Source organism: Rhodococcus sp. NPDC056743 (assembly GCF_042790355.1).
GTDB lineage: Bacteria > Actinomycetota > Actinomycetes > Mycobacteriales > Mycobacteriaceae > Rhodococcus_F.
The window spans coordinates 69131-93276 of the sequence record NZ_JBHTZI010000016.1 but is presented as its reverse complement, the minus strand read 5'-3'; the positions used below and the strand labels follow the sequence as shown (position 1 = coordinate 93276).

The window sequence follows — 24146 nt, the reverse complement described above, 5'->3', positions numbered from 1 at the left end:
TGCGCCGCAGTTACCGGAAGGATGGACGGAAGACACACCGCACCGCACTAGGAGATCAGATGAGCAAGACCGATGCAGTACCCGGAGCCGTCCAGGAAGTCGAGCGCAAGTACGAAGCACCTGCAGAGCAGGAAGTTCCGGCGCTGAACAACCTACCCGGGGTAGCCGGTGCACCGGTCCACGATTCGATTCAACTCTCCGCAACCTACTTCGACACGGCCGATTACCGGTTGCTCGCCGAGAAGATCACGCTGCGCAAACGTGAAGGCGGCGACGACGCCGGCTGGCACATGAAACTCCCCGGCACCGGTGATGCCCGAACCGAAATCCAACTGCCACCCGGCGACGGAACCGACGTACCCGACGCGTTGTCAACACTGGTCCGAGCGATCATTCGTGGTAACGACCTGGTGCCCGTCGCCCTGATCATCACCGACCGCGAACGCACCAGGCTCAACGACGCCGACGGCACGCTCCTCGCCGAGGTAGTTTCCGACACCGTAATTGCCTGCAAGGCAGACGGATCCGGAGAGTCCACGTGGCAAGAAGTCGAGGTCGAGCAAGGGGCGGGCGGGCAACCACTGGCAGATGCCATCGAAACCCTGCTGTTCGACGCCGGCCTCGAGCGGTCGGAAAGTCCGTCCAAACTCAAACGTGCGCTCGGCACCTCCGTCACGCCGTACTCCGCGCCCGAAGCCACCAGCACGAAGTCGCCAACTCCTCGTATACTGCTGCGCAACTACCTGATCGAGCAGATCCGCGCACTCATCGACGCGGATCTCGGAACCCGCAGGCGCAGCGAGGAAGCCGTTCACGACTTTCGCGTCGCCGCACGCCGGATTCGCAGCGCGCTGCAGTCATACGCAGGACAGTCGCCACGGACGGATGCACTCATCGACGACCTTCGGTGGTTGGGCGGCAAGTTCGGTGATGCTCGCGACGTCGAGGTTCAGTGGCAGCGACTCGTCGACCGCCTCAGCGAAATAGACATGCCCGAACAAGAGGCAGTGCGGGCCCGGATCGACGAATACTTCTCTGCGCGAGCAGAAACCGCCGAGGGAATTGCACTCGACACACTGAACTCCGAGCGTTACCTGACACTGCTCGATCACCTCGACGCGTACGTCGTCGATCTGGAATTCGACGCCGTCGGTCGGCGCGCCGACAAGAAGATCTCGTCCAAGGAATTGGCAAACACCTTGCGGCATCTCTCGCACAAGGTCGGCAAACGAGTCGACAACGTCGCCAAGGCGACGTCACGCGCGGACCGCGACGAGAGAATACATCGAGCGCGCAAGGGCGCCAAGCGAATGAAGTACGCGATCGAAGTGATGAAACCGTCGAACAAACACCGCGCCAAACGAGCGCTCAAGCATTTCAACCACTTCCAGGATGTACTCGGCGAGCACCAGGATTCCGTGGTCGCCGGTCACCACCTTCTGGAAATGGCGTCGGAGCACGAGCACACGTCACTCACCAGTTTCAGCCTGGGAATGGTGTACCGACGCGAACTCGACATCGCCGACGAGCAAGCCGCCTTGCTCGAGAAGACATGGAAGGAAGCAGCACAATCATCAGCAGCGCTGTGGCGATGAAACATCATCGAAACAGCTGACGAATCTCCAACCGCGTGAGGGAGTAAGCATGGACACACTTGCCGGACATCAGGACATCATTGTCGGCGTCGACGGTTCCGAAGCGTCGATCGGTGCCGCGAAATGGGCCGCCGCCGTTGCTCAGGTGGTCAATGCACGGCTGATCCTGGCACATGCACTGCCGCAGGAAGGCCCGATCTACAGTCCTGCCGCCGTGATGTTGCAGTCGCAGTTCCTCAATCAGATCCGCGAGGACGGCGAAGCGATCATTGCCGCGGCGACCACCGCTGTGTCGGAGAAATTCCCTTCCCTCGACATCGAGTCCAACATCGCTCCGGGTCCACCGACGACACATATCCTCGAATCGTCCGCCACTGCTCGGTTGATCGTCATGGGTTCCACCGGAGCCGGTGCACTGCGCTCGCGTCTGATCGGATCCACCGCCCTCAAAGTTGCCAACCATGCAACCTCCCCGGTCACCGTCTGGCGGGGGACCGCCGAGAACCCGGGGCCTGATCAGCGGCCCGTCGTCGTGGGAATCGACGGAAGTCCGTTGAGCAAGAAGGCCGTCGAGCATGCTTTCTGGTTTGCCGACGAATTCGAGGCACCCCTCATCGCGGTGCACACCTGGCAAGGCGCGTCGACCTTCCGTGAAGGTGGTGCCGGGATCCTCATCGACTGGGAAGCTGTCGAACAAGAAGAGTCCGCATTGTTGGCCGAAAACCTTGCGGGCATGTCCGAGCAGTATCCCGACGTGCCGGTCACTCGCATCAGCGAACCCGGCGCGGCTGCACCGGTCATGCTGAAATACGCCGACGACGCCCAACTGCTGGTCGTCGGCAGCCACGGCCGAAGCGCAATGGCCGGTGCAGTGATGGGATCGACGAGCCAGAACCTGCTGCACCATGCTCCGTGCCCGGTCATGATCGCTCGCGCCTGACTTGCTGTGCGCCTTTGTTAACCGCCCGCGGTTAATAAAGGCGCACAGCTCAATCGAGCCCGGTACCCACCAACTGACCGACGCCGTACGTCACGGCCATCGCCAAAGCGCCGCCGAGAACCACCCGCAAGATCGCTCGCGTCTTGCGGGCGCCGCCGAGCGTTGCGCTGATCGTGCCGGTCAACGCCAGCGCGACAAGCACCGCGAAGAACGCTATGGGAACCCGGGTTCCCGTTGGCGGCAGGAGAATTGCGATCAACGGGATGGCTGCCCCGATGGTGAAGGACACTGCCGAGGAGATTGCGGCGTGCCACGGGTTCGTCAGATCGTTCGGATCGATCTTCAACTCGACTTCGACGTGCGCCGCGAAGGCATCGTGTTCGGTGAGTTCCTCCGCCACCTTTGTGGCGGTCTCGGTGCTCAAACCCTTTGCTTCGTAGTTCGAGACAAGTTCCGCGAACTCCTGCTCGGGCATTTCCTGCAGTTCTCGTTTCTCTTTCTTCAGCAACGCACGCTCGCTATCGCGTTGCGCACTGACCGAGACGTACTCACCGAGCGCCATGGACACCGCTCCGGCGACCAAACCCGCAAATCCCGCGGTGAAGATTGCGGAACGTTCGGTTGTCGCAGCGGCAACACCGATCACCAATCCCGCCGTGGACACGATGCCGTCGTTCGCACCCAGAACGCCGGCGCGAAGCCAGTTCAATCGGTTGTTGAGACTGGGGATCTGGGGTTCGGACCCGTCACTCGGTACTTCTCCGGCGACCTGCACGCTATCGGACATATCACTGAGATTAGGGTTCCGGCCCCGTCTGCGATAGCAATCTGAGCCTGCCCTACCAAGCCCAACCAAGCACTTGCTAGGTTGCACTTGCTAGGTTGATTGTGAGGGCCACAACAACCGCAGAACCCGGGAGAAAACCATGAATGCAGTGCGCACCGTTTTGATCAGCGGCGGAACCGGCGGTATCGGCTCTGCCATTGCCCGCACACTCGCCGCACGCGGACACGACGTCGCCTTCACCTACCGAAGCAACGCAGATGCGGCGGAACAATTGAGTACGGAAATTCGATCGTTCGGAGTCCGCGCGCATTCCTATCCGATGGATCTCGACGGCGAATCCTCCATCACCGCCGCCGTCCAGTCTTCGATCGACGATCTCGGATCATTGACCACTCTTGTGCATGCAGCGGGACCACACGTTCCGATGACCCACCTGTCGCGAGTTTCCCCCAGCGTGTTTGCCGAACAGCTGAATCAGGAAGCCGCAGCGTTCTTTACCCTGGTACACGCCGCCCTGCCGGCGCTGCGCGCATCGTCGGGATCCGTCGTGGCAGTCACCACCGCGGCCACCGATCGCTTCCCCGTCCGTGACGGACTTTCTGCCGGCACCAAAGGCGCTGTGGAACAACTGGTCCGCGGCTTCGCTGCCGAAGAAGGACGCTACGGCGTGCGCTTCAACGCCGTCGGCCCCGGCATGCTCACCGATGGCATGGCCGAAAGACTCATCGCATCAGCCGATCTCGATCCGGCCGCTCTCGACATCACCATGAGCCGAATCCCGCTGAAGAAATTCGGGTCTGCAACCGACATCGCCGAAGCTGTGCATTTCCTCGCGAGCGATGCCGCGGGCTTCATCAGCGGTCAGAAACTCAACGTCGACGGCGGATACTCCGTCTGACGCGCTATCCGCCCAACTTACGGAACACCAAGCGCACGGCAAGTTCCAAGTGCGCCATCACCTGATCGCTCGTCATGCGACCGGCCACCCACGACACGAGAGAAGACATCCAGACGTCGTTGATGACCTTCACAGCATCCATCTGCTGCTCTGAAATCTCCTCGACACCGATCGACTTCGCGAACATCTCCGTCACGACGTCACCCAGCGCGTTGAGTTCCGGGGTCGCCGACGCGTCCGCAAACATGTACGCGCGAACCAGGGCCTCGTAGCGAGGATGATCGGTCTCGAGGATTTCGGTGTTCTTCCTCAACACGAACAGAATTCGATCCGACGGAGTGTCCCCCGGAATTTCGTAGTCGTGGAACCTGTCGCGCAAGCCCTCGAACATCCACACCAACGCCACGACCAGCATGTGATTCTTGGACGGGAAGTACCGGTACACCGTCCCGATCGCCACGCCCGCCCGCTCGGCTACCGACCTCATCTGGACCGCGTCGTACCCGCCCTCGGACGCGGATTCCATTGCAGCGTCGACGATCCGATGAAAACGCGCCCGCTGCGACGGCGTCGTACGACGCCCGATCACCGAGCTTCGTTCCACCACAGACTGATCCGGCTTATCGCCACCTGCCATACCCACAACCTTCTCCGACGCCGATTTCAGTTCCAATGTAGTCGCCTACCGGTGATCACGACGTCTGGCGGGTATCAGGAAGCACGGCGCGGACGGGTACTGCCACCGCGATACTGACGATCGTCGTCACCGTCACGTCTGACCGAACGTCGTCGATCGGGCTGAGCGCGCCGTCGTGGTTCCGGCTGCGACTCCCGCTTCCGTGCCTGCGCAGGGGCACGTCGACCAGGTTCTCCTCGACGTTGTTGCTGCTCCTGCGGACGTTCACGGACCCGGCGCTGCGGCGTCTTCTTCGGCTTCTTGGCGTCGCCGAAACGAGGTTTGCCGAACACGAACGGTACCCAGCCGCGACTGGAGCTTTCGAGTGACGCGACAGCTTCCGGCTCACGGAACGCCGCATGCGCGATCAGCCCGAACATCAACAGTGTCGTGATCATCGATGTGCCGCCGGCCGAAATGAGTGGCAACTGCAAACCGGTGACGGGAATCAGTCCGACCACGTACGCGATGTTGATGAATGCCTGCATCACGATCAGCGTTGTCGCGGTTGCCGTCATGACCTTGAGGAAGGGATCGGTGGATCGTTTGGCGATCCTCAGCCCGACAACGAGGACGGCAGCAAAGAGTGCCACCACGATGAGCGCACCGATCAAGCCGAGTTCCTCGCCGATAACCGCGAAGATGAAGTCGTTGTGCGCCTGCGGAAGATAGCTCCACTTCGCGTCCGACTGCCCGAGTCCACGACCGAAGATGCCGCCGTTTGCCAACGCATATTTTGCCTGAGTGCTCTGGAAATTGAGGCCCTGTGGATCGAGATCCGGATTGAGATAGGCCTTGATCCGATCCGAGCGGTAACCAGCAGTAAGCGCAAGGACAAGGAACGCCACCCCGGAACCCACGGTCAACATGACAAACGTCCGCAACCGGAACAGCCCGAACCACAGCACCGACATGAAGATGATGCCGATCGTGATCGTGGTGCCGAGGTCCTTCTCCAACACGACAAGGATGAGGACGAGAAGCGTCGTGCCGCCGATAACCGGCAGAGCGCGATTGACGTCGAGACGCGCATTGAGGAACGACGCCACCGTTGCTGCCGACCAAATTGCCAGGGCCAGCTTCGCCAGTTCCGATGGCTGGAATGAGATTCCTGCGATGACAAACCAGCTTCGCGCTCCCATTTGTTCCGAGCCGATTCCCGGAATCAGGACCAGCACAAGGAGTATCAGACAGAAGATCAGCAGCCACGGCGAGTATTTGCGCATCACCTCGGTCGGTATTCGCACGACTGCCACGAACAGAACCAGACCGATGGCGGCAAACATGCACTGCGGCCAGAACCGCGCGTAGGACGTACCGGAGAGAACATACGATTCGACGCTCGACGACGAGAGCACCATCAACAAACCGAATGCCACGATCAGGACGACCAGGCCGACGATCATGTGGAAGTCGAACAGCGGCCGATTGGTCCAGGTGGCGGCGCGGGCACGAAACTTCATCGACTCGCGGCCAGATTTGTCCGAGGAGTTGCGGCGAGAGTTAGCTGAATCTCTACTCCCGCGATCTCTGCCTTTGTCGTCGCTCCGATCGGTCACCACTCCAGTATCGTCCCACGACTTCTAACTCAGGAGTAACACCGGTCTCGAGCGTCACACGCGTCGTCGACGGGTGTCGGCGACGGCGGCTACCAGTGAGAGCGCCAACATCGCGACACACACGGCCAATGCAATTCCGAGGGCGCTTCCGTAACTCGTCGACGACCCGAGGACACCGAGATAGAGGCCGGACACTGCCGCCAACGAAATGGTGGCAGACAAACGCTGCGACAGTTGCAGAAACCCCGCCGCAACTCCGTTCGCACCCGCCGGTGCGTATTCGAGAGTCAGAACCCGGTTGGGCGCGTCGACGCAACCGCTGGCAACACCCGAGAGGACTGCAAGGACGACCAACACCGGAATGAGATGCTCCCGGGGAACCAGATTGACCGACGCGGTATAGCCGAGCACCACAAGAATCTCACCGACGATCGCGAAAGCCACAGCACTTCTACCGAATCGTGCAACCAGTCGCCAGCCGAAGGCCGAAGTAACCGCCATCGCAAGCGAGCTACCGGTCATGATGAAGGCCGCACTCAACGGGGCGAACCCCAAGCCTTCGATCAGATACAGGCTGAGCACCGCATTGATCGCGAGGATGGATCCGAACCAGAAGAGCGCAACCGTCGTCCCCAGCCGAAAACCCCGCGAGGCGATCAACGATGGGAGCAGAACCGGCGTTCCACCACCGGCGGCGTACCGACGTTCCCAGAACCAGAAGGCGACAGCCGCACTGACAGCACCGACCAGGGACACCGCCGCGGCCACGACACTTGTTCGAGTCACGATAGGTAACAGCAGGAGCCCGGTTGCAGCCGCCAGCAGGCAGAGCCCGACGGGATCGATCGAGGCCCCGGACCGGGTAGTGCGATCGCGGCGCAGGAAACGAAACGCCAGAATCAATGTGACGACCGCGAACGGCACGTTGACGACGAGGAGCAATCGCCACCCGAAGTCCGGGTCGAAGTACTTCAGCAACAGACCACCCAGGATCGGTCCGGACACCCCCGCAAGACCGCCCGCCGTGCTGTATGCACCCAACGCCTTCGCCCGCGACTTCCCGGACACCCGGTCTGTGATGATTCCGAGCACCTGCGAACTGATGGTGCCGGCACCGATCCCCTGCCCGAGTCGAGCCGCGATGATCATCGACGGGTCCGACGCACACGCCCCGAGAATTCCCATGACCGCGAACATGCTCAGCCCGAACAAGAACAATCGCCGACGCCCGACGACGTCACCGAGTCTGCCGGCCGGAACCAGTGCCAACCCGAAGGTCAACGAGTAGCTCGCGAGGATCCACTGCACCTCGGAAGTGGACGCGTCCAGTGACGCCCGGATCGACGGCACTCCGATTCCGAGCACCGCCGAATCGAGGAGGGTGGTGAACCCCGCGGCTACGCAGACGATAATCTCCCAGCGGACGGCCGAATCGAGCTTGGTGGATTCGGGCGCCGCTGTGACTGTGTGGGACAGGACCCGCTACCCCGCAGCTTCGGATGCGGCGCGACGCGTGAGCGGCGGACGCAAACCGAGGTGCCCGCGCAGCGTCGAGGTGGAGTACTCGGTGCGATAAGCACCGCGCTCCTGCAACTCCGGAATCAGCCAGTCGACGATCTCGTCAAGCCCGGTCGGTACCAGGTACGGCGAGATGTTGAATCCGTCCGAAGCCCCGTGACGCACCCAATGCACCAACTGGTCGGCGACCTGACCGGGGGTTCCGGCAAAACCGGATCGCTGCGACGTCTCGATGGCAACCTGACGCAACGACAGGTTCTTCGCCTCGGCGAGCGCCCGCCATTCACGCGCAATCGCGATGGGGTCGTTGCCGTCGCGGGCCGCTCCCCTGGTCTCGGACACCGGCCGAGCAACCGGATCTTCCTCGGGCAGTGGACCGTCCGGATCCCGATCAGAGAGGTCCTTACCCCACACCAACCCGACGAGAGACAGTGCCGTCTGTCCGGTGTACTGGCCTTCGAGAACCCACCGGACCTTCTCCTCGACCTCGGACTCGTTCTCCGCAAGCACAATCTGGGTACCCGGGAGAATTTTGACATCATCCTCGGGCCGCCCCGCTGCCCGCAACCTCGCACGGATGTCGTCGGCAAAATCGAGCGCATCATCGAAATGCGTTCCATGACGCGAGAAGATGACGTCGGCATGTGTCGCCGCGAAATCTCGCCCGCTCGGCGAATCGCCGGCCTGGAAGATAACCGGGTGCCCCTGCCGACTCCGGGGAAGCGTCGGCGTCACGGAGATGTCGAATTGGGAAGTCTGCCTGCGTACTTCGCTCACCGCACCCGGCGCCGACCAGTTCTCGGACACGCGGGAATCCGAGACTGCGGCGTCTGCCCACGAATCCCACAGTGCCCGTGCAGTTTCGATGAACTGGCCGGCCCGTTCGTAGCGCAGAGCGTGATCGAGGAAACCGCCACGGCGGAAGTTCTCACCCGTCCACGCATTGTCGGTGGTCACCGCATTCCACCCGGCCCGGCCGTCGGAGAGAAGATCGAGGCCGGAGAGCCGGCGTGCGAGGTCGGCAGGTTCGTTGTACGTGGTGTTCTGCGTCGCGACCAGCCCGATCTTGTCGGTAATACCGGCCAGGGTGGCCAGTTGCGCTATGGCGTCGGGTCGGCCGGCGACATCGAGATCGAGAATCTTGCCGTTCTGCTCACGAAGGCGCAGGCCCTCGCCGAGGAAGAAGGCGTCGAACAGTCCGCGCTCGGCGGTGAGAACCAACCGCCGGAACGTCTCGAAGTCGATTTGGGATCCGCTGGCGACATCGGACCAGATGGTGGTGTGATTGACACCTTGGAAGAAGACGCCGAAATGAACATGAGCGTCGGGTCGAGGCACGGCGGAGCGTGATGCAGTCATAGCCGAAATATCCTTAGCACGAAGTCAAGTCAGGAGGAATGAGCAAATCGATTGACGGGCCGTTGCAGGCCGAGGTTGCCCCTCAGCGTCGAACCCGGGACCGGACGTCGTGTCAGGCTGTCCTTGGACAAGGCCGGAAGGACGAACTTCGCCAGCACCGGAAGGTCCTCGTCGATCACGAGCGGATGGAAGTGAACACCGTCGAGATCCCCGGCCAGTTCCTTCAACTGCGCCGTCGAAGCCACTGGGTCGCCGGCCAGAATCAGGCGGCTGCTTTCCACGGCTTCACCGTGCGAATTCAGTTCGGCCAGTCGCTGCGCCGCAGACAGATTCGGTGTATCGAAGGCCACGTCGACTTCGGTGATCACCAATGACGCGCCCTCATCGCGCGCATTCGCCGCTGACCGTGCGATTGCATCGACCGAATCACCGGAAACGAGAACGACGTCCGCCTGACGCGGATCGATCGCGCCGTACCGTCCGAACACCACCAACTGCCCCTGCGGTGGCCGCGGAACGATCGCCGGGCCTTTCACCGAGAAAGTGTCACCCTCGAAGTTCACGTAGTGCAGACGGTCCCGCTCGAGGAACCGACCGCTGGCGTAGTCACGAACGACGGCGTCGTCCTCCCATGAATCCCAGAGATCGGTCACGACGGTGATCGAATCCCGTTGTTCTTGGCGACGCGCCGATTCCGTCGACACCGGCGCCCTCCCCCAAGCCTTGGCCGCCGCCTCGTCCTCGACGGGTACGGGGAGCCAACCGCCGCGTCCACGCGAGGAATAGTCGAGCGTCGCCAGTTGCGACGACGTGTGGAACGGTTCGGCATACGTGGTGCCCACAACCGGAACCAGCCCGATCGTGCTGGTAGTGGCGGCAACGTACGACGCCCTCGAGACGGCGTCGATACGGCCGACCACGTCACCGGCCGGCGGCACGATGGAATCGTCGAACGTCGCAAATGTGAATCCCGCATTCTCGGCGGCCGCGACACGATTACGCAGAGTCTTACCCGTGAGCAGTTGGTCCGGGCGATACGAGCTCCGACGCCAGGCAGCGGGGTGGGTACCCTCGCCGTCCAGTTCGATACCCACGGCAAATACGGTCATGCGTCCTCCATCGGTCCTGGCGGTAGCACCCAAACTCGAAGAAGGGGGGTTGCTGCGGCGTCGTCGAGCCAGGTCTCTCGGCCACTCTGGATGGTGACTGCAATCTATGTCGACCATGACAGACAAGTCAAATTCGATTATTCGAATTACCTTGACTAGCAACATATTTCAAAAGAATCACGATGATCGAAAGGGTTGCATGTTCATGCGATCGGACCGGACATGACAAAACCCCGCCCGACTCACGTCGGACGGGGCTCTCGGGTTGCGTGTGACGCTACTTAGCGCCCATCCATGCCTGATCGAACAACATGATGCCCGTTGCAGTCGGAACCACGCCGTGCACGTTCTTCTGCCAAGCCCAGAAGGAGGCCAAGCCACCGACCGGAGCCGACGGAACCGTTTCGTTCCACAGGGTCTGGATCTTGCTGATCACGGCCAACGCCGACGCATTGTCCTTCGTCTGCTGCAGATCAGCGATCAACTGATCCATAGCGGGGTTGGCGTAACCCGCGGTGTTGGACTTCGAGGTGCTGTTGGTGGTCGAGTACAGACCGAGATCGGGAATCGACTCGTACAAACCGATACCGGCGTGAGCGAGGTCGAAATCGTTCTTGACGTAGACGTTCTGAACGATGTCGCCGGCGTTGTTCGCAAGAATGAGGTTCACCTCGAACCCGACGGCCTGAAGCAGAGACTGCACAGCCAAACCGATCGCATGGTCCTTCGGCTCGCTGAGCACAATGTAGTTGAGCGTGCCGTTGTATCCGTCGGCCTTGGCCTGGCTCAGAAGTTCCTTGGCCTTGGCGGGGTCGTACGCGATCCCCGGGGTGTCGACGTGCCACTGTGACGTCGTGCCGAACAGTTCCGATCCCGGGAGTCCTTCACCGTTTTCGGCGCGCTGGTCGATCAGCTCCGGATCGAGTGCATAGCCGATAGCCTGGCGGACCCGGACATCTGCGCCCGGTCGACCTTCACGGTTGTTGATGATCTCGGCGCTACCGGCGTTGAGTACGTCGATGTAACCGGGATAGCCGGCGGATTTGGCGGAGTTGATTGCCGACGTCAGACCACGAATGTAAGCAACGTCCAGCTGACCACTGTTCAGGGATTCGAGATTGGCCTGCGGGCCGTTGAGCGCAACCATCCGAAGCTGCTCGAGCTTCGGAGCACCACCGTAGTAGGCGGGGTTGGCCTTGAAGATTCGCTCGACGCTCGGGCTGAACACGCCTTCGGTGAACGGTCCGGCACCGACCGCGGTGAACTTGTCACCCTGCTGCGAGCTGGGAGCGACGATCATTCCGTGGCCGAGTGCCAGCATCGACGGAAAACGCATCCACGGCGCACTCAGATTGAAGACCACGGTAGCGGCATCCGAGGCTTCCATCGAAGCGACCGAGGCCAGCCACAGTTCTGCGCCGTTGCCCTTACCTGCGTTGTACCGGTCGATGCTCGCGATGACGGCGTTGGCGTCGAGTGCAGTGCCGTCGCTGAACTTCACGCCGTCACGCAGCTTCAGGGTCCAGGTCTTGCCGTCGTCATTGGTGTCGAGGGACTTGGCCAACTTCGGTTCGAACTCTCCGGTCGCCGTGTCGTAGCTCACCAGAACGTCGTACACCGCTGCCAGAGCTTCGCCGCCGGAACCGCCGCGCGCTGCAACCTTCGTCGGATCCAGGGAGGACGCGAGAACCTGGACACCGTACGTCAGTGTTCCGCCTGCGACCGGCGTGCCGGCATCGCCCTGTTCGTTGATCATCCCGGTGACGATCGACGCCGATCCGGTGTCACCGTCGGTAGTGCCGTTGCCGTCGTCATTGCTTGCGCACCCGGCAAGCAGAATGCCGGCTCCGAACAATGCAACTGCGGTACGGCTGAATTTCCCGATGCGTCGGGACCTCGAGTGAGACACGTCGACCATCACTTCCTTCTTGCGCAGAGAAAGTAGGACCGGACATCGTGAGACGGCCGGACCACCCGCACCCCTGAAATGGGTGCTGCGGGTAATAGTGATGCTCGACAATGAGTGATACACAGCACGTTCCCGCTGACCGGAACCAATTCGACGGAATCCGACCGATCAGTTCCAATAACCGCGGCGAACAATAGAAAAAGCTCCAGCTTCACTGTTTTGAAAACAGGAATCTGGAGCTTAATTTATCGAGTTGTGGTGGCCAGGGCCGGGATCGAACCGGCGACCTTCCGCTTTTCAGGCGGACGCTCGTACCAACTGAGCTACCTGGCCGGACGGCACCCGAACCGAATGCCTATCGCACTGCATTGTTCCCAGCCTATTGACTGAGAACAATGCTTTGCGACCCTGACGGGACTCGAACCCGCGACCTCCGCCGTGACAGGGCGGCGCGCTAACCAACTGCGCCACAGGGCCTTGCTTTTTCCTTGCTGTGAAACCGTACTACATCTTCTCGCTGCTCCCAAACCACTGTCCTAGCTGGGTATTTCTGCAACTCAAAGCGTGTCGTGCGGGTCAAACCATACTGCATCGTTTCGCTTTCGCAAAACGTACCCCCTACGGGATTCGAACCCGCGCTACCGCCTTGAAAGGGCGGCGTCCTAGGCCGCTAGACGAAGGGGGCGCGCCGGATCACTCCGAGCAGTGCTCCCTGCGTCGTTCCTTGGGAGCTTGGATAGCTTAGGACACAGCACCGGAAAAACTCAAATCGCCAGGTCAGCGAGCAAAAATGGCACTATTCCCGCACATAGGACTCAACTACTGTCCAGCCATCACGATGAAAGTTCTCGAGCCAATCCCGACTCGCCATCGCTTCGAGCAGCACTTCGAGCGCTTCCTCGAACCAGAGCGCGAGGTCGCCACTCTGTGCCATCAGATCTGCCATGTACCGCTGCCCCGCCAAGCCTGCCGCAAGGACACGCGTGAACTTCTCAGGATCAACGCCTTCGCGCAACAAACCTTCGGACTTGGCGCGGGTAGCCAACTCGAATGCCGAGCGCCCCCACACCTGACCTGCACCCGACTTCACGTCGGCATAGAACTCCGGTTCGATGATCAACCTGAATTCCGCCTGCACGATCACATTGGTTCGAAACAGTGTCGCAATGTCGAGCACAAGACCATGAAGAAGCTGGAACGGATCAAGGTCCGTCCGTTTGGACCATTGATCGGTGACATCCGTGAACATCTCCATCGCGCCGGTCAAGATCGCTCTTGCCAACTCTTCTTTCGATTGAAAGTGAAAGTACATGGCACCCTTGGTTGCACGGGAGCCTTCAAGGATCGTGTTCACCGACGCCGCCGCGTAACCGCGCTTGGCGAACTCAATTGCAGCCGCTTCGACCAGGGCGGCGCGGGTACGCCGCGCACGCTCTTGTTGACGTGCCATATGCGGTGTTATGCCTCTCGCCGAGTCGATATCCGAAAGGTGCCGCCTGCGACACCCACAATCCCCCGGAAGCTCACAATATCCCCTCCGGATTCGCCGCGTAAGACTTAACGCAACACCCACCAAAAGTACTAGTTGTGTCATTCGATCAAATGACACCGAAAAAGCAAGCACTCGCCAGAACACACCGGGTGGTATCGTTTTGGCCGCTCGGGTGCGGCACAGGGGGTGCGCATCCGAGCTTCTTCTTTTTCGAGCCGGTGCTGCACTACCCACGACGCCGAGACCTCGCCATCGCGCCCCGAAGATTAAACAACCACAGATACTATTTTCTCACAATACGTGCAAGAAAATCAGACACTTCCCCATCAACTAAACAGTTAGGCTGCCTAATATGCAAGGCAGTCAAGGAGTGGTAATGAACCAGGACGAGATCAACGCGCTAGCGGAAGACCTCGGCGTGTTTGCACGACGTCTACATAACGAACGAGTTGGGACCCACCTCGGCGCCACTGCCGTCCACGCTCTCGGACATCTCGACCGGCACGGACCCATGGCGGCCAAATCCCTCGCACAACTCGAGCGTGTCACGCCTCAATCGATCGCCAAGACGGTTGCAACACTCGAAGCTGGTGGTTTGGTAAGCCGGCGATCCGATCCATCCGACGGTCGGGCGCACCTCATCGATCTGACCGACGCCGGCGCGTCCGCACTCCACGATGATCGCCGCCTGAGGAACAGATGGTTCACCGAAGCCATCCACGCCGAGTGCACAGACGCCGAACGTGACCTCCTCCTGATCGCCGGCAGAATCCTGCGCAGGGTCGGAAATTCGAATAATCCACCTCCCTAATCGCCCAACGGAGACCTGGACACTCAAACATCCTCCACTGCAGCAACTCTCACATCATTTACCCATCGTGACTACCGCCCCTTACCGGCATCGCACCCTCGGACGCCTAGGCAACCGACACCGATCCGGCGGCGTGATCGAGATCCCGGAATCACCCCTTTGACGGGGGCGGTGTTTTCACCTGCTTCGCGGTCTGGTTAGACTCTGCGCCGCGCCCCTATAGCTCAGTTGGTAGAGCTACGGACTTTTAATCCGCAGGTCGTAGGTTCGAGTCCTACTGGGGGCACACCCGAGCGCCTGACACTCTCTTCGGAGGGTGTCAGGCTGTTCTGTTTCCTATGCCTCACCCCTTAGCGGCATGCTTCACAGCACTGCACACAGCCACATGTTCGTCTCGGTCGGCGTCGCCGCAACATTCTTGTTTGAAAAGGCGCGTTTCGCGTCGCGCAAGAATTGTCATGTTTGATACTTTTGTGCCTGTGAGGGACACTCCTCGGATTCGCTCTGCACCCCAGCACGGACAGATTGCCGGATATCCGCGAAATTTGTTGTGCGCGAATGCCATTACGAAATAGCGCACGAAAGCAAGAGGCCGGGAATGTCCGAGATAGATACCCGAGAACGGATGGCACCACCACCTACCGCCTACGAACCCGATGACCGTTGGGTTCCGGTAGACCGACGCTGGTTCGGTCTCGATCGCACGACCATTCTCCCGGCCGCCGTAGTGTTGGCCATCGCGATCCTGATGAGCATCGTCATCCCGGCGATCAACGACGCGGTCTCGTACGACGACCCGGTCGTCGCAGGAGATGTCATGGAACTCAACTACGGCATCACCTTCGTTCCTGCGCCCGGCTGGGGAATCACCGACGGCGTCCGTGAGACGGATGCTCCGGTAACCGGTTCGTTCCCTCCTCGCGCGACGCTCGTGAATGGCGGTGCGATGTTCACCGTGTACACAGCACCCTTCTCCGGCGACGCGAATGCCCTCCTGGAACAGATCAAGAAGACTTCGGATGCGCTCGCTACCGAAGAGTCGCTGCGGGTAAGCGACGATTCCTCCGCGATCACGACCGAAAGTGGCATCCGCGGCGTTCTGACCAGCTACGCGAATTCGACCACGGACGGTGTGATCGCAGCATTTGTCGTCGACGGCAAGGGCATTGAAGTGGTCTCCACTGGTCCGAGCGACGTGGCACCGGCAATTACCGACGACATCGCTCGCATGATCGTGAGCATCGGCCACCGAACGGGAGAGGGCAAGTGATGACCACTCCTACAATGCGGTCGACCGACGACCTGATCGCCGCTCGTATCGACGCGATCGAAAACTCCGGCTGGAGCCGGTCTTTCGCTTTCTATCAACCACGCAACGCAGCTTTCTGGGTGTACCTGCTCTTGGTGGTGAGCGGCGCTTTCAAGCTCTTCTCCATGCTCTCGTCCTCCGCAGCTGCCTACGGCGATGCCATAGCTCTCTCCATTGTTCTCTTCGGTGTGTACGGCGCGATCTTCTGGTGGTTCACCCACCACATCGACCGGTATGCACGCCAGCCCGTCAAACTGATCGTGACGGCATTCTTCTGGGGAAGTTTCGCTGCCACGTGGGTCATGGCAGCAAACGCCAACGACGCAATACTCGCCTTGTACGCCAAGACCTTCGGACAGGCCTGGGCGTCGGACTGGGGCGCAGGGTTGACAGCGCCGTTCACCGAAGAAATTGCCAAGGGCGTCGGGCTGCTCTTGCTCATTGCACTGGCTTCGCGCTTGGTGCGCACCGCATTCGACGGCTTCATACTCGGCGCGTTCATCGGACTCGGCTTCCAGATCTTCGAAGACGTTCTCTACGCGTTGAACTCGGCCGCGTCACAGTTCGGAGCCGATCCGATCGGCGCCGCAATGTCGACGATCATGCTCCGCATGGTCTTCGGAGTCGCAGCGCACACCCTCTACAGTGCGATCTTCTGCGCCGGGTTGGTCTACCTCCTGGGGCGTCCAGCCGAACCACGCCGCGTCGGACGCGGTCTCGCGCTGATGGCTACCGCGATGGTGCTGCATGGCCTGTGGGATTCTGCCGGCGCCTTGTCGCAGGGCAAGACTGTGCTTCTCTTTCTGCTTTTCGTCGTCATGATCGCCGCGGCCTTGACGATCGTGGTCCGCGTGTTTCGCATGACAGTTCCCCGTGAACGTCAGTTCCTGCGTGACATTCTGGCCCCGGAGGTCGAACGTGGGGTTGTCACGAGCGACGAACTGACCGCTCTGTCCGGTGACCGCAAAGCACGCAAAGCTTTCCGTAAGGCTGCTGGAACCCACGCCGACCGCAAACGTCGCGAGTATGTGCTCGAGGCCGCGGCAGACCTCGCCGACGCTCTGGCTGATTCCCACGGAACTGGCACCGGCCGAGTCGAATTCGCTCGATCCGAGGTACACCGAATCCGGAGCGGTCAGCCTTCGATCAAAGCCTGATCCTCCACCGAACAAACAGAACCGCCGCAGATGACCGGATCGGTCATCTGCGGCGGTTTTCTGTGCAGAGCTACGCCGCAATCAACCGGCGCACCGCTTCGACCGCAGTCTCTCGGCGTTGAGACACCGAACGCGAAACCTTGGACGTGGCGCCGTTACCGCGCGGGAGCGCCAGCGTCCTGGCCAGATCGGTGACCACGAACAGCAACTCCGCCGGGTTCCAGCCGGGATCGATGTGCCCGTCTGCCTGGCCCTTGCGAATTTCCGCAATCTTGGGCTGCAGGGTGTTGCTTCGTATGTCGTTCTCGCTCATGATGTCCGGCATTTCGAGATCCGCCCACTGCTGCAAGCGAGCGTTCTCGGGATGAGCAACGTAGTTGTCGAAGAGTCGGCCTGCGTAGCCCGGGAGATCATCTCCGCGCAGCGCCGTCTCGGCGGTGGTCTCGACGGTCCACTCGGCCGTCACTGCAGTAAACAGTTCTTCCTTGCTTGCGAAGTACGCATACAGACGGTCCTTGCTGGCCCGAGCATCCGCGGCGATTCGGTTGATCCGAGCCCCGGCCAGTCCGTACCTGGCAAATTCGTCCTTCGCGGCCGCGAGAATGCGGTCTCTGGTGGCTTCCCCGGCTGAGCGCATGTTCACAGCCTAGAACGAATCGACCATTGCCGAACCACTCGGTTCGGCGTAGCGTCCAAAGTTCACGAACAACTTGGTTCGTGAACTGTCCGACGCACATCTGTCCGACGCACATCTGCCCGACACAAGGAGCATCATGAATCTCGACGACGCACGCACAGCATTCACCCGACTCCGCGCGGCGGAAAGTGGTGTATCGCCTGCCGAACTCGACGACGTGTGGGCCGCCCTGGACACTGTCGCCGCCGAAGACATCCTCGGCGAGTGGAAGGGTGACGACTTCGCCACCGGCCACCGACTCCACGACAGACTGGTGGCGAGTCGCTGGTACGGCAAGACGTTCAACTCGGTCGAGGACGCGAAGCCGTTGATCTGCCGAGACGACGACGGAAACCTCTACTCGGACGTCAAGGGCGGCAACGGCGAAGCAAGCCTGTGGAACATCGAGTTCCGCGGCGAAGTCACTGCGACGATGGTCTACGACGGCTCACCGATATTCGACCATTTCAAGAAGGTCGACGAATCGACACTCATGGGCATCATGAACGGAAAATCGAAACTGGTTCTCGACAACGACCAGCACTACTACTTCCTACTCGAACGAGCGTGATTCGCAGCGTCGCAGCAGGCCTCTACCAGTCGAAGGCTGTTCTCTTCTGGTAGTTCAGATTTCAGGGGCTGGTGCCTCGCCCTTGCTCTGCGGCTCGTGTTGCTTCAGGTCGCCGCGCATTTTGTCGATTTCCTTGCCACGCTTCTTGTACATGTATCCCAGAAATACGATGCCGATGAACAGCGCCACACCGATGATCGCACCGAGTACCGAGGCCCCGCGAAAGCCAGGGCCGTCGACATCGAGCACCCGCTCGCCGGCGTGCGCAGCACTACTGTTTCCGAGAACGATGCTCAGCGTCAGCAGGTTCGGCAACGCGAAAATCACACCGAGTACCAAAGCGCCGATCTGCATCGGCCTCGCATGCTTCCGTTTGCGTACCTGCCAGATCGCACGGAAGAAGAGCAGGGGGACCAATGTACACACGAGGCCGAACATCACACCCCACGCAATGCCGCCACTGAAACTGCCGTCGGCGAGCGACGCAATACGCTGAGACCACCAACGTGGAAGATACGCAGCCAGAATGAAGTAGGTGATGACCAGAACAACTGCCGCCACGCCGATAGTGATGGCCTTTTTCGCCCAAGGCGGCATGCCCGATGTTGTGGGAGCCGATGATGCTTGCGGTGTCGTCATGACCAAATCCTCGTCTAGGCGGCGTACGTGTCATCACGAATCTATCGGGTTACCGCCCGTCGCATCCCCGTCGAGCACCAATCGTGCCAGCTTCTTGGGCGCAACGAGGGTGTACGAGGTGTAGATCCATTCCTCGAGTTGATCCCAGTACTCTCCGTCGATCCTGCCACTGAGATCGATGACAACCCACCCGTGACGGCCCAGCCCGTACCCAGCCGCGGTTGCGCGTGATTCGGTCGCGACCACCGCCTCGGCCTCCGGTTTGCTCAGCTTGATCGTCAGCGACGTGGCATCGGCGTTGCAGAAGACGAAGTTCTTGCCACGCACCCGAAAAGTGGGCTGTCCGTCCCACGCCTCGATGTCGACGCGCTGCGCTTCGGGAAGGCTCAGCGAGATCTCTTCGAGTCGACGCATGTTGTCCGCCATGGTGACATTGTGCATGGTCGACTCAGACCGTCCGGGAAAAGCCTGTCGAAATCACACGCGTCGTCGCTAGGCTCGTAACTCGACCGCGTTAGACGTTCACCGATCCTTCGGGAGAGTGATATGCGCACGTTTGTTCATGTGGTTCTGCTGATCTGCGGCATCGCTGTGGCAGTCGGCTCGTTCATGTCGATACTGGCCGGAGTGAAACCCGGTGACGTCCGCCTCGAAGACTTACGAGACGGGTTTCCGGCCGGCTGGATTATCGAGCAGATCGCCGATCAGTCGGTGCCGTTCTACCGATCCATGATGATTCTCCTTCTCGGATCTGCCGTGGCGATCCTGATTGCGGCAGTGTTCGGTTCACGACTCGCAGCGTGGATCGGAGTGATCGTCGGACTGGTCTCTCTCGGCACCTTCTACTACCGCGTCAATGACCAATTCGACAACATCATCAGGGAAAACTACTCCACGATCCTGACGAATCAGACAGGATTCGTTCTGACCGTCGGAGGCCTCGCACTTGCTCTTCTCATGTGTCTGGTCCCCCGAGAAAATGCTCGACGCTGACCACTCCGCAACATCCGAGCTACCGACGGTCTCGAACATTCACTAGTGTCTGCATCAACCGGGTGCTGACAAGTGGGACCCCAGAAAAGTAGGGCATCGTATGGCTTCGCTTGACGATCTTCTCTCACAGATCCCGATCGACCAGATTGCGCAGCAACTCGGCGTAGATCAGGCCACCGCCGAAACTGCTGTGAAATCGGCACTTCCCACGCTGGTCAGCGGTCTCGGCGCCAACGCCGACAACGAGGCAGGCGCAGCGTCCCTCGAAAGCGCACTGCAGTCGCACGCCAACACCACGATCCTCGACGACGGAATCGACATCAGCAAGGTCGACACCGCCGACGGTCAGAAAATCGTGGCGAACATCTTCGGTAACAACACCGATCAGGTAGCCAGCACGCTGGGTAGCGTCGGCGGCGGAAACGATCTGGTGAAGCAACTTCTCCCGATACTCGCGCCAATCGTGTTGGCGTACCTGGCCAAGCAGTTCACCGGCGGGAGTTCGGGCGCGCAGACGCAGGCTGCTGGTGGTGGCGGAATCGGCGATCTGCTCGGCGGACTCCTCGGCGGAGGCAACTCGGGCGGCGGCATCGGCGGAGCACTCGGTGGGCTCCTCGGCGGCTCCGGCGGTGGCGGCATCGGCGATCTGCTCGGCGGGCTCCTCGGCGGCGGCAAGAAGTAGTCGGACAACGCCAGTTGCGGCGGCCGAAGAGCCGCCGCAACTGACTTCAGTCAACTCGTATGGCCCGAAACATTCTCAGCGACAATCCTATTGCCACGACAAGCAAACAGGCGACAAATACACTGACGCCATTCCAACCGCCTACCGCATAGGCTGAACCTGCCAAGACACCCGCCACGGATGAACCGGCGTAGTAGGCAAACAGATAGAGCGCCGACGCCTCAGCCCGATGGGCTCGGGCAAGCCGGCCGACCCAACCGCTGGCTACGGAATGCGCGGCAAAGAACCCTCCGGTGAAGAACAACATCCCCACCAGCGTCAGCACAAGGTTGTCGGGGACGGTCAACACTAGACCGAGCACTGTCACCGATACGGAACCCAGCAACACCCACCGTTGTCCCACTCTGTCCGCGAAGGCGCCTGCCACGGTCGATGTCACGGTTCCTGCGAGATAGAACAGGAACACCAGTCCCACAATCGCTTCGGAAAGTCCGAAAGGCGCTGCAGCAAGACGAAACCCGAGGAAGTTGTAGACGGAAACAAAGGCTCCCATCATGATGAATCCCAAAGCGAAGAGCGTACGCAGATCCGAGTCTGCAAGGTGGGCACGCAGATTCGAGGCCAACCGTCGAGCAGACACTGGCTGCGGCCGGAAGAATTGCGACCTCGGCAGGGCCCTGGTCATGACGGTCGCGAATACCGTCGAGAGCAGAGCGACCGCAAAAAGCGCCCAGTGCCAAGAACTTACGTCGACGACAGTGGCCGGGATCAATCGTCCGATCAATCCGCCGACTGTGGTGCCTGCAACGTAGCGCCCCATCGCCCCGCCTAAATCCTTGGGGTCGATCTCCTCCGCGAGATACGCCATGGCAACCGCCGGAATTCCCGCCAGCGCAGCGCCTTGGAAAGCTCGGCCTACCAACAGAATCTCGACAGTCGGACTCAGCGGCAGCAGAAGACCGATCACGCACGACGTGATTGCCGAAAAGATCATGACGCGGGTCCGCCCGAATCGTTCGGACAATGCGCTCGCCGGAATGATTGCCAATGCCACCATCCCCGTGGTCACCGACACGGACAGCGCCGATACCGCGGGTGAGACTCCGAATGCGTGCGAAAACGCAGGCAGCAGTGCTTGCGCCGAGTACATCGACACAAACGTCGTCAATCCCGCTGCAAACAGCGCAAGAGTCACCGCGCGATATCCGGCGGTTCCCCGCCGGTACGACGCTCTGCCGACTTCGGTCCCTGCGCTGATTTCTACCGACATGCTCATCGAAATGACCTCCGGCAAGAATCTTCCGCCGCAAGTCCAACAAAAGAAAATGCATATATTTTGTGTTCTACATTCCCAATTCGCATATAGAGTTCACCTGTGATGTTGACGGACGACCTGGAGTGGTTTGTCGTGCTGGCAGAAACCCAACAGGTCACGGCGACGGCCGATATCACCCATCTGTCGCAGCCCACGCTCTCCCGCAAACTCGCACGGCTCGAGCGAGACGTAGGCGTACCGCTGTTCGACCGACACGGCCGACGGCTCACCCTCAATCGATACGGTCGCATCCTGTACGAACAGGCAACCAGCGCACTCGGCACACTCAATTCCGCGCTAAACCAGATCAACACCCTGGCCGGTCCCGACACCGGGACGGTACGACTCGATTTTCTCCATTCGTTCGGAACGTGGTTGATCCCGCGCATGATTCGGGCATATCGAACGGAGCATCCGGGAGTTCGGTTCGAACTCCATCAGGATCGAGCGCAGTTCCTGAGTGATCGCGTTGCTGCCGGCGACACGGATCTTGCAGTCATCTCACCAGAGCCGAAAGACCCTCGACTGGAGTGGACGCAGATTGCGCAGCAGAAACTTGCCCTTGCCGTTCCGCTCGGACATCGCTTCGCCGACTTACCTGAGCTCGACTTGGCCGAGGCGGCGGGCGAGCAGTTCATAGGTATGCAGTTGGACTTCGGCATGCGCCGAATCCTCGACGAAATGTGCGCTGCCGCCGGGTTCACACCGGAATTCGTCTTCGAGAGCAGTGAGCTGGCAACTGTGGGCGGGCTGGTGTCCGCGTCCCTGGGCGTGGCCGTCATGCCGATCCAAGATCCACCCATCTGGGCAGAGGGAATCGTGTTCGTCCCCCTTGCCGGCGCTACGCGGAAAATCGGGCTTGTGTGGACCGAGAATCGGGAATTATCGAGGCCAGCGCGCGATTTCCGTGATTTTGTCCGCGAAAATACGTGGTCCTGAAACTCACACGTACAGCCAAACCGGCAGGTATGATCTCGGCAACAAGCGAATGGAACGCATCGGACAATTAGGACAGTGTCCATCTCCCGTCCACGAACGCTGGCTACGGCTGGGTAACATTCGCACAGGGGGAGCAATTCATGTCGTCCATGCCAAACCTACGGTACCGTAGGCTGGAGCGGAGTCGGGCATTCACTCAACACGGAGGCACGTAAATGACCAGGAATCTGACGCAGCTCGAACTGCTGACAGAACTGCAGCCGGTTGCCGAAGAGAACGTCAATCGGCACATCTCCATGGCAAAGGAATGGCACCCGCACGACTACATTCCGTGGGACGAAGGTCGCAATTTCGCAGCCATGGGCGGCGAAGACTGGGATCTCGAACAGTCACGGCTCAGCGAGGTCGCCCGAGCCGCGATGATCACCAATCTCCTCACCGAGGACAACCTGCCGTCGTACCACCGCGAGATCGCCGAAAACTTCTCACAGGACGGGGCATGGGGCACCTGGGTCGGCCGCTGGACCGCCGAGGAGAACCGCCACGGCATCGTGATGCGCGACTATCTGGTTGTCACCCGCGCCGTCGATCCCGTCGAACTCGAGCGCTTCCGCATGGAACACATGGTCACCGGCTACAACCCGCCCATCCCGGACGACGGAGCCGGCGTGCTCCACTCCGTCGCCTACGTCACCTTCCAGGAACTCGCGACGCGCGTCAGCCACCGCAACACCGGCAAGGCCTGTGACGAACCGATCGCCGACAAGATGCTTCAGCGCATCGCCGCCGACGAGAACCTGCACATGATCTTCTACCGCAACATCTGTGGCGCGGCTCTCGATCTCGCACCAGATCAGACCTTGAAGTCCGTGTCGAACATCGTCCAGAATTTCCAGATGCCCGGCGCCGGGATGCCCAACTTCCGTCGCAACGGCGTTTTGATGGCCAAGCACGGAATCTACGATCTCCGTCAGCACCTCGACGAGGTCATCTGGCCCGTGCTGCGCAAGTGGAATATCTTCGAGCGCAACGACTTCAGCGCCGAAGGCGAGAACACACGCGAAGAACTGGCCGCCTTCCTCGAGACACTTGCCGCCCAGGCGACAAAGTTCGAGGAGCAGCGCGATCGCATGCTCGCCCGCGAAGCCGCCAAGCGTGAACAGCAGGCCTCTTAATTTCACCAGCTATTCTGTGCCCGGTACCGGATTCGGT

General features: G+C 60.8%; 23 protein-coding genes, 4 tRNA genes and 1 riboswitch. Of the genes, 12 read left to right on the top strand and 15 right to left on the bottom strand.

Annotation, left to right across the window (positions count from 1 at the left end; all coding sequences use genetic code 11):
* The first annotated feature begins 59 nt into the window (after positions 1 to 59).
* Positions 60 to 1595, top strand: a complete 1536-nt coding sequence (locus ACFRFQ_RS29590) for a CHAD domain-containing protein (RefSeq protein WP_378665149.1) — start codon at positions 60 to 62, stop codon at positions 1593 to 1595.
* A 49-nt stretch (positions 1596 to 1644) separates the two neighbouring features.
* The gene (locus ACFRFQ_RS29585; RefSeq protein WP_378665148.1) at positions 1645 to 2535 is read left to right on the top strand and encodes a universal stress protein; all 891 of its coding nucleotides are present in this window, start codon (positions 1645 to 1647) and stop codon (positions 2533 to 2535) included.
* 49 nt (positions 2536 to 2584) lie between these two features.
* Here ACFRFQ_RS29585 and ACFRFQ_RS29580 read toward each other — a convergent pair whose 3' ends face one another.
* Positions 2585 to 3322: a VIT family protein gene (locus ACFRFQ_RS29580; RefSeq protein WP_378665147.1), complete on the bottom strand. Its 738-nt coding sequence runs from the start codon at positions 3320 to 3322 to the stop codon at positions 2585 to 2587.
* A gap of 139 nt (positions 3323 to 3461) precedes the next feature.
* On the opposite strand from ACFRFQ_RS29580, the gene ACFRFQ_RS29575 reads away from it, so the two are divergent.
* Complete coding sequence (locus ACFRFQ_RS29575; RefSeq protein ID WP_378665146.1) at positions 3462 to 4220, top strand: SDR family NAD(P)-dependent oxidoreductase; 759 nt, start codon at positions 3462 to 3464, stop codon at positions 4218 to 4220.
* 4 nt (positions 4221 to 4224) lie between these two features.
* Here ACFRFQ_RS29575 and ACFRFQ_RS29570 read toward each other — a convergent pair whose 3' ends face one another.
* The 10 genes from ACFRFQ_RS29570 to ACFRFQ_RS29525 all read right to left on the bottom strand — a co-directional run bounded on the left by ACFRFQ_RS29570 (position 4225) and on the right by ACFRFQ_RS29525 (position 13800).
* Positions 4225 to 4857: a TetR family transcriptional regulator gene (locus ACFRFQ_RS29570; RefSeq protein ID WP_185993129.1), complete on the bottom strand. Its 633-nt coding sequence runs from the start codon at positions 4855 to 4857 to the stop codon at positions 4225 to 4227.
* 74 nt (positions 4858 to 4931) lie between these two features.
* Positions 4932 to 6455 carry a putative lipid II flippase FtsW gene (gene ftsW / locus ACFRFQ_RS29565; RefSeq protein WP_378665145.1) on the bottom strand — a complete coding sequence of 508 codons (1524 nt, stop codon included), beginning with the start codon at positions 6453 to 6455 and terminating at the stop codon, positions 4932 to 4934.
* A 54-nt stretch (positions 6456 to 6509) separates the two neighbouring features.
* Positions 6510 to 7868, bottom strand: a complete 1359-nt coding sequence (locus ACFRFQ_RS29560; RefSeq protein WP_378665167.1) for an MFS transporter — start codon at positions 7866 to 7868, stop codon at positions 6510 to 6512.
* Positions 7869 to 7937: 69 nt separating this feature from the next.
* Positions 7938 to 9332: an NtaA/DmoA family FMN-dependent monooxygenase gene (locus ACFRFQ_RS29555; RefSeq protein ID WP_378665144.1), complete on the bottom strand. Its 1395-nt coding sequence runs from the start codon at positions 9330 to 9332 to the stop codon at positions 7938 to 7940.
* A gap of 29 nt (positions 9333 to 9361) precedes the next feature.
* Positions 9362 to 10441 (bottom strand): LLM class flavin-dependent oxidoreductase, encoded by a 1080-nt coding sequence (locus ACFRFQ_RS29550; protein WP_378665143.1) that lies wholly within the window; start codon positions 10439 to 10441, stop codon positions 9362 to 9364.
* Positions 10442 to 10445: 4 nt separating this feature from the next.
* Positions 10446 to 10538, bottom strand: a riboswitch (SAM riboswitch).
* A 180-nt stretch (positions 10539 to 10718) separates the two neighbouring features.
* A complete protein-coding gene (locus ACFRFQ_RS29545) occupies positions 10719 to 12359 on the bottom strand; it encodes an ABC transporter substrate-binding protein (RefSeq protein ID WP_378665142.1) in 1641 nt (546 codons plus the stop codon).
* A gap of 247 nt (positions 12360 to 12606) precedes the next feature.
* A tRNA-Phe gene (locus tag ACFRFQ_RS29540) sits at positions 12607 to 12683 on the bottom strand.
* Between the two features lie 70 nt (positions 12684 to 12753).
* Positions 12754 to 12827, bottom strand: a tRNA-Asp gene (locus ACFRFQ_RS29535).
* 135 nt (positions 12828 to 12962) lie between these two features.
* A tRNA-Glu gene (locus ACFRFQ_RS29530) sits at positions 12963 to 13035 on the bottom strand.
* Between the two features lie 111 nt (positions 13036 to 13146).
* Positions 13147 to 13800, bottom strand: a complete 654-nt coding sequence (locus ACFRFQ_RS29525; protein WP_378665141.1) for a TetR family transcriptional regulator — start codon at positions 13798 to 13800, stop codon at positions 13147 to 13149.
* A 418-nt stretch (positions 13801 to 14218) separates the two neighbouring features.
* Between ACFRFQ_RS29525 and ACFRFQ_RS29520 the strand changes: the two genes are divergently transcribed.
* The 4 genes from ACFRFQ_RS29520 to ACFRFQ_RS29505 all read left to right on the top strand — a co-directional run bounded on the left by ACFRFQ_RS29520 (position 14219) and on the right by ACFRFQ_RS29505 (position 17119).
* Positions 14219 to 14653 (top strand): MarR family winged helix-turn-helix transcriptional regulator, encoded by a 435-nt coding sequence (locus ACFRFQ_RS29520; RefSeq protein WP_378665140.1) that lies wholly within the window; start codon positions 14219 to 14221, stop codon positions 14651 to 14653.
* Between the two features lie 213 nt (positions 14654 to 14866).
* Positions 14867 to 14939, top strand: a tRNA-Lys gene (locus ACFRFQ_RS29515).
* Positions 14940 to 15251: 312 nt separating this feature from the next.
* The gene (locus ACFRFQ_RS29510) at positions 15252 to 15923 is read left to right on the top strand and encodes a hypothetical protein (RefSeq protein WP_378665139.1); all 672 of its coding nucleotides are present in this window, start codon (positions 15252 to 15254) and stop codon (positions 15921 to 15923) included.
* The gene (locus ACFRFQ_RS29505) at positions 15923 to 17119 is read left to right on the top strand and encodes a PrsW family intramembrane metalloprotease (RefSeq protein WP_378665138.1); all 1197 of its coding nucleotides are present in this window, start codon (positions 15923 to 15925) and stop codon (positions 17117 to 17119) included. The genes ACFRFQ_RS29510 and ACFRFQ_RS29505 overlap by 1 nt, the downstream gene beginning before the upstream one ends.
* A 70-nt stretch (positions 17120 to 17189) precedes the next feature.
* On the opposite strand, the gene ACFRFQ_RS29500 is transcribed toward ACFRFQ_RS29505, so the two are convergent.
* Positions 17190 to 17756, bottom strand: a complete 567-nt coding sequence (locus ACFRFQ_RS29500) for a TetR family transcriptional regulator (protein WP_378665137.1) — start codon at positions 17754 to 17756, stop codon at positions 17190 to 17192.
* Between the two features lie 136 nt (positions 17757 to 17892).
* On the opposite strand from ACFRFQ_RS29500, the gene ACFRFQ_RS29495 reads away from it, so the two are divergent.
* Positions 17893 to 18366 carry a DUF4334 domain-containing protein gene (locus tag ACFRFQ_RS29495; RefSeq protein ID WP_378665136.1) on the top strand — a complete coding sequence of 158 codons (474 nt, stop codon included), beginning with the start codon at positions 17893 to 17895 and terminating at the stop codon, positions 18364 to 18366.
* Positions 18367 to 18420: 54 nt separating this feature from the next.
* Here the strand turns inward: ACFRFQ_RS29495 and ACFRFQ_RS29490 are convergent, their stop codons facing one another.
* Together ACFRFQ_RS29490 and ACFRFQ_RS29485 are read right to left on the bottom strand one after the other, a co-directional pair.
* Entirely contained in the window at positions 18421 to 19005 is a 585-nt protein-coding gene (locus tag ACFRFQ_RS29490) for a hypothetical protein (RefSeq protein ID WP_378665135.1), read from the bottom strand.
* Positions 19006 to 19038: 33 nt separating this feature from the next.
* Positions 19039 to 19431 (bottom strand): MmcQ/YjbR family DNA-binding protein, encoded by a 393-nt coding sequence (locus ACFRFQ_RS29485; RefSeq protein WP_378665134.1) that lies wholly within the window; start codon positions 19429 to 19431, stop codon positions 19039 to 19041.
* Between the two features lie 120 nt (positions 19432 to 19551).
* Between ACFRFQ_RS29485 and ACFRFQ_RS29480 the strand changes: the two genes are divergently transcribed.
* Complete coding sequence (locus ACFRFQ_RS29480) at positions 19552 to 19998, top strand: hypothetical protein (protein ID WP_378665133.1); 447 nt, start codon at positions 19552 to 19554, stop codon at positions 19996 to 19998.
* 100 nt (positions 19999 to 20098) lie between these two features.
* Positions 20099 to 20680, top strand: coding sequence for a DUF937 domain-containing protein (locus ACFRFQ_RS29475; RefSeq protein ID WP_378665132.1), 582 nt, complete (start codon positions 20099 to 20101; stop codon positions 20678 to 20680).
* Positions 20681 to 20726: 46 nt separating this feature from the next.
* Here the strand turns inward: ACFRFQ_RS29475 and ACFRFQ_RS29470 are convergent, their stop codons facing one another.
* On the bottom strand, positions 20727 to 21956 hold the full coding sequence (locus tag ACFRFQ_RS29470) for an MFS transporter (protein ID WP_378665131.1): 1230 nt from the start codon (positions 21954 to 21956) through the stop codon (positions 20727 to 20729).
* 102 nt (positions 21957 to 22058) lie between these two features.
* Between ACFRFQ_RS29470 and ACFRFQ_RS29465 the strand changes: the two genes are divergently transcribed.
* Together ACFRFQ_RS29465 and ACFRFQ_RS29460 are read left to right on the top strand one after the other, a co-directional pair.
* A complete protein-coding gene (locus tag ACFRFQ_RS29465; protein ID WP_378665166.1) occupies positions 22059 to 22934 on the top strand; it encodes a LysR substrate-binding domain-containing protein in 876 nt (291 codons plus the stop codon).
* A 215-nt stretch (positions 22935 to 23149) separates the two neighbouring features.
* The gene (locus ACFRFQ_RS29460; protein WP_378665130.1) at positions 23150 to 24109 is read left to right on the top strand and encodes an acyl-ACP desaturase; all 960 of its coding nucleotides are present in this window, start codon (positions 23150 to 23152) and stop codon (positions 24107 to 24109) included.
* Positions 24110 to 24146 lie beyond the last annotated feature (37 nt).

Bases quoted from the DNA above. Each gene is read 5' to 3' on its own strand.
- ACFRFQ_RS29580 (WP_378665147.1), bottom strand. From the start codon at position 3,322: ATGTCCGATAGCGTGCAGGTCGCCGGAGAAGTACCGAGTGACGGGTCC.
- ACFRFQ_RS29550 (WP_378665143.1), bottom strand. From the start codon at position 10,441: ATGACCGTATTTGCCGTGGGTATCGAACTGGACGGCGAGGGTACCCAC.
- ACFRFQ_RS29465 (WP_378665166.1), top strand. From the start codon at position 22,059: ATGTTGACGGACGACCTGGAGTGGTTTGTCGTGCTGGCAGAAACCCAA.
- ACFRFQ_RS29510 (WP_378665139.1), top strand. From the start codon at position 15,252: ATGTCCGAGATAGATACCCGAGAACGGATGGCACCACCACCTACCGCC.
- ACFRFQ_RS29460 (WP_378665130.1), top strand. From the start codon at position 23,150: ATGACCAGGAATCTGACGCAGCTCGAACTGCTGACAGAACTGCAGCCG.
- ACFRFQ_RS29505 (WP_378665138.1), top strand. From the start codon at position 15,923: ATGACCACTCCTACAATGCGGTCGACCGACGACCTGATCGCCGCTCGT.
- ACFRFQ_RS29470 (WP_378665131.1), bottom strand. From the start codon at position 21,956: ATGAGCATGTCGGTAGAAATCAGCGCAGGGACCGAAGTCGGCAGAGCG.
- ACFRFQ_RS29575 (WP_378665146.1), top strand. From the start codon at position 3,462: ATGAATGCAGTGCGCACCGTTTTGATCAGCGGCGGAACCGGCGGTATC.
- ACFRFQ_RS29485 (WP_378665134.1), bottom strand. From the start codon at position 19,431: ATGGCGGACAACATGCGTCGACTCGAAGAGATCTCGCTGAGCCTTCCC.
- ACFRFQ_RS29495 (WP_378665136.1), top strand. From the start codon at position 17,893: ATGAATCTCGACGACGCACGCACAGCATTCACCCGACTCCGCGCGGCG.
- ACFRFQ_RS29520 (WP_378665140.1), top strand. From the start codon at position 14,219: ATGAACCAGGACGAGATCAACGCGCTAGCGGAAGACCTCGGCGTGTTT.
- ACFRFQ_RS29475 (WP_378665132.1), top strand. From the start codon at position 20,099: ATGGCTTCGCTTGACGATCTTCTCTCACAGATCCCGATCGACCAGATT.
- ACFRFQ_RS29570 (WP_185993129.1), bottom strand. From the start codon at position 4,857: ATGGCAGGTGGCGATAAGCCGGATCAGTCTGTGGTGGAACGAAGCTCG.
- ACFRFQ_RS29480 (WP_378665133.1), top strand. From the start codon at position 19,552: ATGCGCACGTTTGTTCATGTGGTTCTGCTGATCTGCGGCATCGCTGTG.
- ACFRFQ_RS29490 (WP_378665135.1), bottom strand. From the start codon at position 19,005: ATGACGACACCGCAAGCATCATCGGCTCCCACAACATCGGGCATGCCG.
- ACFRFQ_RS29525 (WP_378665141.1), bottom strand. From the start codon at position 13,800: ATGGCACGTCAACAAGAGCGTGCGCGGCGTACCCGCGCCGCCCTGGTC.
- ACFRFQ_RS29590 (WP_378665149.1), top strand. From the start codon at position 60: ATGAGCAAGACCGATGCAGTACCCGGAGCCGTCCAGGAAGTCGAGCGC.
- ACFRFQ_RS29545 (WP_378665142.1), bottom strand. From the start codon at position 12,359: ATGGTCGACGTGTCTCACTCGAGGTCCCGACGCATCGGGAAATTCAGC.
- ACFRFQ_RS29585 (WP_378665148.1), top strand. From the start codon at position 1,645: ATGGACACACTTGCCGGACATCAGGACATCATTGTCGGCGTCGACGGT.
- ACFRFQ_RS29555 (WP_378665144.1), bottom strand. From the start codon at position 9,332: ATGACTGCATCACGCTCCGCCGTGCCTCGACCCGACGCTCATGTTCAT.
- ACFRFQ_RS29500 (WP_378665137.1), bottom strand. From the start codon at position 17,756: ATGCGCTCAGCCGGGGAAGCCACCAGAGACCGCATTCTCGCGGCCGCG.